The following is an 11509-nucleotide window of genomic DNA, read 5'->3' on the forward strand; positions in this document are numbered from 1 at the left end:
ACGGTCTGCGCCAAAACCTTAGCTTCTGGCAGGCAATAAAGTCCCGGCAACTTCGCCGAAACCTATGCGTGGCAGGCCTTGTTTTTGTGTCCAGCCGCGCAGGATGACGGTGTCGCCATCCTCCAGAAACAGCCTTTGCTCACCATTACTCAGTGCAACCGGCTTTTTGCCGCCGTCGGTCAGTTCCAGCAGGGAACCTGCTTCTTCCGGAGCCGGGCCGGACTGGGTGCCGGAACCGAGCAGATCGCCGGGATTGAGGTTACAACCATTGACCGTGTGATGCGTGACGAGTTGCGCGACCGTCCAGTACGAATCGCGGAAATTCGATGTGGACAGGCGTTGCGGCGCAGCGCCGTCGGCACGCATTTTTTCAGTTTGCAGTAAGACTTCGAGCTGAATATCAAACGCGCCGCTGTCGCGCAGATCGGGTGCGTCCAGATACGGCAAGGGTTGCGGGTCAGCCGCATCGCGTTGCCACGCCTGACGATATGGCGCCAGCGCTTCCAGCGTCACGACCCATGGTGAAATCGTGGTGGCAAAATTCTTGGCGAGGAAAGGGCCGAGCGGCTGATATTCCCAGGCCTGCACATCACGAGCAGACCAGTCATTCAACAGGCACAGGCCGAATACATGCGCTTCGGCCTGATCCATGCCAACCACATCGCCCAGCGCATTACCCTGACCGATAAAAATGCCGATTTCTAGTTCGTAATCCATGCGCTTGGCCGGGCCGAATACCGGTGTCTCTGCTGTCGGCGGTTTGGTTTGCGCGACCGGGCGACGGAATTGCTGGCCGGACACGCCTATCGACGAAGCGCGTCCGTGATAACCGATCGGTACCCATTTGTAGTTCGGCAGCAGCGGATTATCGGGACGGAATAATTTGCCGACGGCGGTAGCATGATGCAGCGAGGTGTAAAAATCGGTGTAATCGCCAATCTGCGCAGGCAAGGCATATTCTGCCGCGCTTTGCGGCAGCAGGCAGTTTTGCAATGCGGCCAGATGTTTCGCATCAGCCCGTAATACACGTGATAAAGCCAGACGCAGTGCAGACCAGACCGGCGCACCGAGTGCCATCAGCGCGTTCAGATGTGGCGCATTGACCGCCGCCGTAAAATGCCCGCCCTGCAATTCGGTATAACCGGCAAATGCATGAATCGCATGAGCTGCAGCCAGATCAAGAATCTGGTCACCGATCGCCACACCGATGCGGAAAGCCTGATGGCTGCCGTGGCGGCGAAATACGCCGAAAGGCAGATTCTGGATAGGAAAATCACTGTCAGGCTGATTCGCTGATACAACCCAGCTGCGCAGCTCAGGATTGTGGGTTTCATTCAATTGTATCGTCATGGTGGTGCGGTCTTTCACGCTTGTTTTTACGCTTGTTTTGGATTGAAATTTTTTCTGATGCCCTGCCAGCATTGATAATAATCCGCCTGCAATTGCGGCGAAGTCATCGCGGCGCGGGTCGGTTTGATGATGTTACGCGTTTCTATCATGAACGCCATCGTATCAGCGACTTTATGCGGTGTGCTGGTGTCGATGCTGCTGGCTTTTTCAAACGTCGCCGCATCCGGGCCGTGGCCGCTCATGCAGTTATGCAGACTCGCACCACCCGGACGGAAACCGGTCGATTTCGCATCGTATTTTCCATGAATCAGCCCCATGAATTCACTCGCAATATTGCGATGGAACCAGGGCGGGCGGAAGGTATTTTCCGCAGCCAGCCAGCGCGGCGGGAAAATCACGAAATCGATGGTATCGACACCCGGCGTGTCGCTGGGCGATTGCAGCACGAGAAAAATCGAGGGGTCAGGATGATCGTAACTGATCGAACCAATGGTATTGAAATGACGCAGATCATATTTGTACGGCGCGAAATTGCCATGCCAGGCGACCACATCGAGCGGCGAATGGCGGATGTTTGCCGACCACAGATTGCCACTGAATTTGGCCAGCAATTCAAAATCACCTTCTTTATCTTCATACCAGGCGACTGGCGTCTGAAAATCACGCGGATTGGCGAGGCCATTCGAGCCAATCACACCAAGATCAGGCAAGCGGAACATGCTGCCAAAGTTTTCGCAGACATAGCCACGCGCCTCGCCATCCGGTAACTGCACCTGAAAACGGATACCGCGCGGAATCACGGCAATCTCTTGCGGCTCAATATTCATGCGACCCAGCTCGGTGCGGATATGCAAGCGCCCTTGCTGCGGAATGATCAGTAATTCGGCATCGGCGTTGTAATAGAAACGCGTATTCATGTCGCGGTTTGCCGCATACAGATGAATCGCGCAACCGCTCTGCGCATCGGCTGACCCATTGCCTGCCATTGTCAGCCAGCCATCAATAAAATCGGTGGGTGTCTGCGGCATGGGCTGCGGATCCCAGCGCAGTTGATTCGGTGTCGATGGCATCTGACTGAAATCATTCGTCATATTGCCATTGCTGACTTGCTGAAACGGCTGATGCATTGCCGCCGGACGTATGCGATACAACCACGAACGCCGGTTCGCATGGCGTGGTGCGGTAAAGGCCGTTCCGGAAATCTGTTCGGCATACAAACCGTACGCACATTGTTGTGGTGAATTCTGGTGTTGCGGCAACGCGCCAGCCAGAGTTTCGCTGGCAAATTCGTTCGCAAAACCGGTCTGGTAACGAAGGATATCTTGCATGCTCATAGCGCCATCCTTTCAGAAAATAGGAGAATTTCCGGCACTCTACTGCACACAGGTGTTTTTTACGATATAAATACAGAAATACAGATCATTCACAAAATCAATAATTATCAAAGCATGTTAGAAGCCAAAGATATCGACCTGAATCTGCTGGTGGTGTTTCAGCATATTTTTGAAAGCAGACAGATTTCGCTGGTGGCGCGTCAGCTTGGCCTGTCGCAACCGGCGGTCAGCAATGCGCTGGCAAGGCTGCGCCGCAGTTTTGATGATGAACTGTTTGTGCGCACCGCTAACGGCATGCAACCTACTCCACGCGCCGAACAACTGGCAGGTTCCGTCACACTCGCACTCAGCCATATCACGCAGGCCTTGAACAGCGAAGGCAGCTTTGACGCAGCCAGCTCGGAACGCCACTTCACCATCGCCATGACGGATGTGGGAGAAGTCTATTTCATGCCTTTGCTGGTAGAGGAATTGCTGCGGCAAGCACCGCAGATACAAATATCAACAATACGTGCCGGCAGTATCGACCTGAAAACCGAGATGGAATCGGGTCGGGTCGATCTGGCAATTGGCGCGTTTGATGATTTATCGGATGCCTGGTTTCAACGTCGTTTATTCCGGCAGAACTATGTCTGCATGTTGCGGCAAACGCATCCGCTGGTCGGCAAGCCGTTGGAAATCAAGGAATTTGTCGCGGCACGCCATCTGATAGTCGCTTCGCAAGAGGAGCCGTATATCAGTATCAATCAACGTTTGGAAAAAGCGGGCATCCATTCTCACGCTCACTTTAAAGTGCCGCATTTTGTTGCTGTTCCGTATATCGTCAGCAGTAATGATTTACTGGTCACCGTGCCGCGTAAGCTGGCAGAACGGGCGGCAACGCCTTTTGGTTTGACGTATATCAAACCGCCGCTGCGTTTGCCAGCACTGCAAACAAATCTGTTCTGGCACCGTCGCTATCACCAGGATGCCGGCAATCAATGGCTACGGCAGTTTATTTGCGAACGTTTTGTCGAAACGGAAACGCTCAGTTGAAAATACTTCACCGCAAAACTGAAACGTTTTCCCCCATCAGACAGTCAATTTCCCCTACACTTTTGCCTATTCATTAGTCCACCGGAGAATCAGCATGCCTGTCATTACTTGTGTAGAAGACTTACGTTTACTCGCCAAAAAGCGCGTACCTAAAGCATTCTATGACTACGCGGACAGTGGCTCTTATACGGAAAGTACCTATAAGGCGAACAGTAGCGATCTGGCCGCGATCAAGCTGCGCCAGCGCGTCGCCATCAATGTGGATCAGCGCAATACGCGCACCACGATGATAGGTCAGGATGTCACGATGCCGGTCGCCATCGCGCCGACCGGGCTGACCGGTATGCAATGGGCGAACGGCGAAATGCTGGGCGCGATTGCCGCAGAAAAATTCGGCATTCCCTTCACCCTGTCCACCATGAGTATCTGCTCAATTGAAGATGTTGCCAGCGTGACCACCAAGCCATTCTGGTTTCAGCTGTATGTGATGCGCGACCGTGGCTTCGTGAAGGAAATGATACAGCGCGCCAAAGCCTGCAAATGCTCAGCGCTGGTGTTGACACTGGATCTGCAAATTCTCGGTCAGCGTCATAAAGATTTAAAAAACGGCATGTCAGTACCACCGAAACTGACGCTCGCGAATATTCTCGATCTCGCGACCAAACCATCATGGGCGCTGCGCGCACTGGCAGGACGTAAAACCTTCGGTAATCTGGTCGGCCATGTCAAAGGCGGCGACGGCATACTGACCCTGAGCCAATGGACGGCCAGCCAGTTCGATCCTACGCTGAACTGGGACGATGTGGCGTGGATCAAAAAGGAATGGGGTGGCAAGCTGATCCTGAAAGGCATACTGGACGTCGAGGACGCCAAACTGGCAGTGGCTGCCGGTGCCGATGCGATTGTCGTCAGCAATCACGGTGGCCGCCAATTGGATGGTGCGATGTCGTCGATAGAAGCCTTACCGGCGATCGTCGATGCCGTCGGTCATCAGACCGAAGTCTGGTTTGACGGTGGCATACGTACAGGTCAGGATATTCTGAAAGCCACGGCGCTTGGTGCGAAGGGCAGCATGATAGGCCGCGCGTTTCTGTATGGTCTGGGAGCGATGGGCGAAAAAGGCGTCACCACGATGCTGGAAATTTTACAAAAAGAGCTGGATGTCAGCATGGCACTGACCGGCACCAAAGACATACGCGAAGTCAATCTGAGCAATATCATCCGCAAGTAAATTGAATCAAGTGTCATAAAAAAAGCATGGAGAAATTCCATGCTTTTTTTTGTGTATCAGAACAAGCGTCGTGCTTATGCTGCTTGTGACTGCACCAGTTGCAGGTTGTCGCCATCAATCAGGATGCGGCGTGGTTTATAGGCTTCCGGCACTTCACGCACCAGCTCTATGCTCAGCAAACCATTATCCAGACGTGCGCTAACCACTTTCACATGATCGGCGAGGCGGAAGCGGTGTTCAAAATCGCGTGAGGCGATGCCGCGATGCAGATAGTTTTTCTGAGTTTCATCTTTTTGCTTGCGACCGACGATTTTCAATGTGTCGCGTTCGGTTTCGATATCGAGTTCGCTGCGGTCAAAACCCGCCACCGCCATCGTGATGTTGTATTTATCTTCCGCGATCAGTTCAATGTTATATGGTGGGTAACTCGGTGCAGCATCATTGCGCTGCGCGTCATCAAATAACTGTGCGAGACGGTCAAAACCAATCGCAGAACGATACAGAGGAGCAAAGTCAAAATTACGCATGGTGATATCCTTTTTAATAGAAGCGATATAAATAATTTCCGCAGACCTCAGATGAGCATCTGCTGAGTCAAAGATAGGGTGCGTCAAATGCTTTTCAAGAGAAAAATTTGTATACATTTTTTTCGTGACCCAAGGCTCACTGATTCTCTACAATAACGCTTCCGCCGCTCTTGAAATCGCATCAGAGCGCCACTATTTACCCCGACCTCAATTTTAAGGAACACCGTGGCAAAGCTTTATTTCAGATATTCCGCCATGAATGCAGGAAAATCGACTGCCCTTCTGCAAGTCGCACACAATTACGAAGAACAGGGGCAGCAAGTCTGTCTGTACACGGCTGCGATCGACCATCGCTACGGCCAGGGCAAAGTCACTTCGCGTCTCGGTCCGCAACGTGAAGCTGCCGTATTTGATGCCGGCTTTGATTTTTTTAAAGAAGCGCCGCAAGTCAGTTGCGTGCTGGTCGATGAGGCGCAATTTTTATCTGCCGAGCAGGTAAAGCAATTGCATCAGCTCGCGCATGTGCGCGGTGTGCCTGTCATTTGTTACGGCCTGCGCAGCGATTTTCTGGGCGAACCATTTACCGGCTCGACCTATTTACTGGCACTCGCCGACACGATAGAAGAACTCAAAAATATCTGCAGCTGCGGTAAAAAAGCAACGATGAATATCCGCGTTGACGAACATGGTCAACGCACCCGCAGCGGCGAACAGATCGATATCGGTGGTAACGAACGCTACCATCATGTCTGTGGCCGCTGTTTTTACCGCACCTGAGCCCGAACGACGCTGCTGTCAGCCCGTCATCTGCTTCACACTGGCCTCAGACATGAAACCGCCGCTACCTGCGTGGCGACGGGCAGCGGCTATCTCTATTTTCTGTTTCGGGCGCAAATACCAAGGACCGGATGAGTCAGTTGACGAATAGAGGAATTTCCCTAGTATCAATGTCATCACAATGACATATCCACCCCCTAGTCTTTCTGATTTTTAGTTTGTTGTTGCGGTTTGCTTTTCACTTACACCAGCAATGCGATCTGCTGCAGTATTGTCTGCAGGGCCAATGCATGACATCTGCTTCACGATGTCGATGTAAGACACCCTCACCAATCTGCGCGGCCACTAACTCCAGGGAGATGAAATTGGATAGACGACAGTTTTTGAAATACAGCGGCTTTTTATCAGTATCAGTCGCTACCGGCAGCCTGAGTGCCTGCGGCGGTAGCAGCAGCGTTGCCAGCGACCAGTCTGAATTACCACTGGCTACCGGCACAGGCTGGAAATTCCCGCAAAGTGTCGCTTCCGGTGATCCACGCCCTGATAGCGTAATCCTCTGGACACGTGTGACGCCAGCATCGCTGGGCGTCGCAGCGGCAGCGCCAACGGGCAACGACGTTGCGATACGCCTGATCGTGACGGCCACGGACAATACAGCTCTGCTCGGCAGCAATGCAGCACTAACCGGTACGACCATCGTCGATACACGCTTGTCTGTACTCGCCAGCTTTGACAACACAGTTCGCAATAAAGTGACCGGCTTGCAGCCTGGTCAGACTTATTTTTATCAGTTCATCGCCGGTGATGTGCGCTCGAATGTCGGCCGTTTCAAAACAGCGCCAGCAGCCAACGCAGATGTCGCCCAATTACAGTTCGCCTATCTGACTTGCCAGGACTGGAGCGTCAATCACTGGGGTGCGATGGATTACATCGCCAAAAATGAAAACCTCGATTTCATCATTCACCTTGGCGACTATATTTATGAAACAGTCGGTGCGGCATTCCAGACAGGAAATGCTGAAGCGCGCCACACTGCACTGCAATTGCCGGATGGCACTGCATTGCTGAACGCCGATGGCACTACCGGCAAAGCCAAGTATGCAACCACACTCGCTGATTACCGCTACCTCTACAAAATGTATCGCAGCGATCCGCGTCAGCAAGCGGTGCACGAACGCTTCGCCTATATCGCGATCTGGGACGATCATGAATTTTCTGATGATGCCTGGAAAGATGCCATCACCTATGAAAATAACAGCCTCGATTCAAGCGGCAATAATATTCACCAGACCAGCCGCCGCCGCACAGCGAATCAGGCGTGGTTTGAATTTATGCCCGCCGATGTCAGCCTGGATGCGGCCAATACCGGCTTCCAGAATATCCAGATTTATCGTGACTTCCAGTTCGGTAAGCTGATGCAACTGGTGATGACCGATGAACGCTTGTATCGTTCCGATCATATCGTCCCGGAAAGTCTGTTCAATCCGACGACAGGTAAAGCGCTGAACAGCAGCATGGGCACTCGTTATGTGGTGCCGCAAGATGTGTTCAATCTGATGGAGGCACAAAAGATTACCGCCGCCACAGCCATGACTGGTGATCCGCTGTCGGATGTCAGTATGCTGGGTAAAACTCAGCGCGACTGGTGGAAAAACAAAATGCAGACATCGACCAATACCTGGAAAATCTGGGGTAATGAAGTCTGCCTGATGCGCATGGGTCTCAATGGTACCGATGCGATTGCGACATTGCTCGCGCTCAATTCCATCTCGACACTGGCAACGAATATCACCACTGCGCTGAGCAATCCTGCGCTCGGTGGTAACGTACTGGTCGCAGCAACGCTGGTCGCGGCAATGACCGCCGGTGCTTCACAAGCTGTTGCCAGCGCAGCCGCAGGCGCGATCGCGACAGCAGCAGCGACTGGTGGCAATCTTGCCAGCGCCGCTACAACAGCAGGCCTGACTACTGCCCAGGCAGGTATTGCCGTAGCGACGTTCAATGCCGCGAAAGCAGCCGCAGCAGCGGGAACAGCGGCACAGATCGGTGCAGCCGCTCAAACCATCGCCTTTGGTTACATCAAACCGGATGTGCAGACCAACAAGCAAAATTCCAGCTTCGTCATCGCTTCCGGTCAACAGGCAGCGCTGTCATCGTTCTTCACGAAGTTCTTGCTGAACTGCGATCAGTGGGACGGTTATAACAGCGAACGTAAAGCGCTGATGCAACATCTGCTGACGAATAAAATCAGCAACGTGGTCGCGATTACCGGTGATATTCACGGCTTCTTTGCCGGCACCGTCAACGACGATTTTGATGCGCCGGGCGGTGGCACACCGGCAATGGTGGATCTGGTCAGCGCCGGTATCAGCTCTGACTCTTTCTTCACTTATATGAAAGACGGTGCAGGTTCGACAGGTCTGGCAACAATCATCTTTTACCCGCTGAGCATTCCTGTTCCGAATATCGGCACGATCACGATCAACGTCAATATGCTCGATTACACCATGGGTAAAGCAGCGCCGACGGTTGATGGTCTGCTGGAACAGGTTCGCGTACAACTGACAGGCGCGCTGACAGCCAAAGGCGTACCTGAAGGTGCAACACTGACGGGCACAGTCCAGGCCATTCTGGCGGGGTTGAAAACGAACAGCGACTTCAACACCAGTCTGCTGGGTCTGGCGCAGCAACTGGCAGCACTCGGAAATAATCAGTGGATGAAGTACATCAATTCCGATGCACAGGGATATACGGTGGTGACATTGACGCCGGGCAAACTGGTCGCTCAGTTCAAGCAAGTGAATAAGCTGGTCAATAACGGTACGATGACAGCACCAACAGATGTGATCGCCCGTATTACTACTGCCACCGTCAACAGCGGCACCAGTGCGGTCAGCATTTCCTAATAACTCGCAATAATATTTACCAGAAAATCAGGTGCCGGTTCTGCGGCACCTGTATTCACAGCAGTAATGATGCATGAACGCCGTTGTCTGACACGTTTGCCAGACAAGGGCTTTTTTTTTGCTTATTTATTGTTGCCGTTACTGTTGATATTCAAAAACGGAATCGCGCCACCGGTTGTAGTCGGCAGACGACCATCCCATTTCTCTATCGCTTTCGCCTGATTTTCTGTTTCACGCAGACGCAGCAACTCCGGTGTCACCTGCTGACGTTGTAAGGCCAGCGCTTCCGCTTCAGCACGCGCACGCGACACTTTCTGTTTGGCCTCGACTTCGATACGCTGTAAATCACGTTCCGCTTTCATCTTTAACTGATCTGCGGTCGTTTTTGCTTCAATCGCTTCATTGAATGTGCGACTGAAATTAAAGTTAACGATAGAAAATTCATCCACCACCAGACCGTGTCTGGCCATACGTTCTCTGAGGGCGACGATAATTTCATCGCGTACTTGCGAACGCTTAGAAATCAGTTCTTCTGCAGTGAATCTTGCCGTCACCGCCTTCACCGCTTCCTGCACACTAGGAATAATGATGCGCTCGCCCGGCTCGTTTCCGAGATCACGGAATACAGAGACAACAGCATCGGGTCTGACGTGATAATTGATCGCAATTTTAGTGTGAACAGTTTGCAGATCTTTCGACGCCGCATCACCATCGCCTTCACCTTTTTGTATCGCAACCGAGACCTTATGCAAGCGTTGCGCGATCGGCCACACAAAATGAATGCCCTCGCTGTACACCTCATCTGAAGGCTTGCCAAACGTCGTTAACACACCTCGATGCCCGGCCGGTATCGTGGCAAAAGGATTCAGAATTAACAGCAGCATCAGCACAATAATGATGGACGCAATAGCAGGAATTTTTTTCATGATGTCTTGATCTCGTTATTGAAAAAGCATGCAAAGTATAGTGGCAAGGTTTACAAGTAACCGTGGTAATTTTTTCAAAAAAATACCACTGTCGTAATTTCGCCGCAGTTTGTGCAACAATGCCTCCTCGACCACACCGCTTCATCTACACATGTCACGCCCGCATCCCCGTCCTGCCAGACAACAACCCGGCCAGAATTCCGGCAAACTGCATCCGCGCAATCGCCATCAGGGACGCTATGACTTCAGCCGGCTGATGGCGGCCGACACTGGACTGGCAGCGTTTGTGATCCAGAATGGGTACGGTGAATCCAGTATCGATTTTGCTGATCCGGCGGCAGTCAAAGCACTGAACCGCTCGCTGCTAAAAAGTGATTACGGGATTAATGACTGGGATATTCCGGAACAACAGCTTTGTCCACCGGTGCCGGGACGTGCCGATTATCTGCATCATCTGGCAGACTTACTGACGTCATCGAATAAAGGTGTGCGCCCGAAAAGAAACCTGTTGACGATCCTCGATATCGGCACCGGCGCCAACGGCATTTACCCTCTGATCGGTGCCAGTGAATACGGCTGGCATTTCACCGCGACCGATATCAATCCGGATTCGCTGGCGAATGTCCAATGTATACTCGATGCGAACCCAGCAATCGCTGACAAGATCCATTTGCGATTGCAGCCATCAGCTGACGCTATTTTTGACAACATCATCGGTGAAGATGACTGGTTTGATCTCAGTATGTGTAATCCACCTTTTCACACATCCATGGCGGAAGCGCGGGCAGGCTCGCAGCGCAAATGGAATAATCTGGGAAAAGAAAAACTTGCGGATGCAACTGCAACGATACTGAATTTTGGGGGCCTCAACGCGGAACTTTGGTGTCCGGGCGGAGAAGCTGCTTTTATCGAGCGCATGATCAGCGAAAGTGCAAAAATACCGGGACAATGTTTCTGGTTCACGACACTGGTAGCAAAAGCAGAAAACTTACCTGTGCTGAAAGCTGCACTCAGACGCGTCAACGCATTGGAAGTCAGGGAAGTGCCCATGAGGCAAGGCAATAAACGAAGTCGCTTTCTGGCCTGGACTTTTCTGACACCGTCACAACAAGCCGCCTGGAAAAAAATGCGCTGGTAATGAACTGGCAAATTTCCGTGTCGTGTATCACGATGTCAATCGCATCTGAAATAAAGCTCAGGCCGATATTGTTTTTTACCGGAAATACCTCACGTATACCGAACAGCAGGATGGGTGGTACTGCTCAGGGTCAGTCTTAGGTAACGCCAGCGCGCATCTGCGCTGATACTATCGTGCCGCATTAGCCGCCGCCTGCAAGAAGTGCCAGCTAATGCGACAATAACGGGAGTAAGCAGTGATTGTCATGTGCCTGAAACAGTCATCAGGCACATTGAGACGTCAATA

General features: G+C 52.3%; 9 protein-coding genes. 5 read left to right on the top strand and 4 right to left on the bottom strand.

What is annotated here, in order from left to right:
- Window positions 1–18: 18 nt before the first annotated feature.
- Both fahA and hmgA read right to left on the bottom strand, forming a co-directional pair.
- Window positions 19–1350 (bottom strand): fumarylacetoacetase, encoded by a 1332-nt coding sequence (gene fahA / locus ACPAOP_RS13910; protein WP_423710025.1) that lies wholly within the window; start codon window positions 1348–1350, stop codon window positions 19–21.
- 26 nt (window positions 1351–1376) lie between these two features.
- Window positions 1377–2684 carry a homogentisate 1,2-dioxygenase gene (gene hmgA / locus ACPAOP_RS13915; RefSeq protein WP_423680544.1) on the bottom strand — a complete coding sequence of 436 codons (1308 nt, stop codon included), beginning with the start codon at window positions 2682–2684 and terminating at the stop codon, window positions 1377–1379.
- Window positions 2685–2798: 114 nt separating this feature from the next.
- Between hmgA and ACPAOP_RS13920 the strand changes: the two genes are divergently transcribed.
- Together ACPAOP_RS13920 and ACPAOP_RS13925 are read left to right on the top strand one after the other, a co-directional pair.
- Window positions 2799–3719 carry a LysR family transcriptional regulator gene (locus tag ACPAOP_RS13920; RefSeq protein ID WP_423680542.1) on the top strand — a complete coding sequence of 307 codons (921 nt, stop codon included), beginning with the start codon at window positions 2799–2801 and terminating at the stop codon, window positions 3717–3719.
- Between the two features lie 94 nt (window positions 3720–3813).
- The gene (locus tag ACPAOP_RS13925) at window positions 3814–4950 is read left to right on the top strand and encodes an alpha-hydroxy acid oxidase (RefSeq protein ID WP_423708415.1); all 1137 of its coding nucleotides are present in this window, start codon (window positions 3814–3816) and stop codon (window positions 4948–4950) included.
- Window positions 4951–5024: 74 nt separating this feature from the next.
- On the opposite strand, the gene ACPAOP_RS13930 is transcribed toward ACPAOP_RS13925, so the two are convergent.
- Window positions 5025–5477 carry an Hsp20 family protein gene (locus ACPAOP_RS13930; protein WP_212677544.1) on the bottom strand — a complete coding sequence of 151 codons (453 nt, stop codon included), beginning with the start codon at window positions 5475–5477 and terminating at the stop codon, window positions 5025–5027.
- A 225-nt stretch (window positions 5478–5702) separates the two neighbouring features.
- Here ACPAOP_RS13930 and ACPAOP_RS13935 point away from each other — a divergent pair, with 225 nt between their 5' ends.
- Together ACPAOP_RS13935 and ACPAOP_RS13940 are read left to right on the top strand one after the other, a co-directional pair.
- Window positions 5703–6254 carry a thymidine kinase gene (locus ACPAOP_RS13935; protein WP_423680538.1) on the top strand — a complete coding sequence of 184 codons (552 nt, stop codon included), beginning with the start codon at window positions 5703–5705 and terminating at the stop codon, window positions 6252–6254.
- Between the two features lie 359 nt (window positions 6255–6613).
- Window positions 6614–9160, top strand: coding sequence for an alkaline phosphatase D family protein (locus ACPAOP_RS13940; RefSeq protein WP_423708416.1), 2547 nt, complete (start codon window positions 6614–6616; stop codon window positions 9158–9160).
- 122 nt (window positions 9161–9282) lie between these two features.
- Here ACPAOP_RS13940 and ACPAOP_RS13945 read toward each other — a convergent pair whose 3' ends face one another.
- Window positions 9283–10086 carry a prohibitin family protein gene (locus tag ACPAOP_RS13945; protein WP_423708417.1) on the bottom strand — a complete coding sequence of 268 codons (804 nt, stop codon included), beginning with the start codon at window positions 10084–10086 and terminating at the stop codon, window positions 9283–9285.
- Window positions 10087–10237: 151 nt separating this feature from the next.
- Here ACPAOP_RS13945 and rlmF point away from each other — a divergent pair, with 151 nt between their 5' ends.
- The gene (gene rlmF, locus ACPAOP_RS13950; RefSeq protein WP_423708418.1) at window positions 10238–11224 is read left to right on the top strand and encodes a 23S rRNA (adenine(1618)-N(6))-methyltransferase RlmF; all 987 of its coding nucleotides are present in this window, start codon (window positions 10238–10240) and stop codon (window positions 11222–11224) included.
- Window positions 11225–11509 lie beyond the last annotated feature (285 nt).

The organism is Undibacterium sp. WLX3042 (assembly GCF_049544825.1).
Classification (GTDB): Bacteria; Pseudomonadota; Gammaproteobacteria; order Burkholderiales; family Burkholderiaceae_D; genus Undibacterium.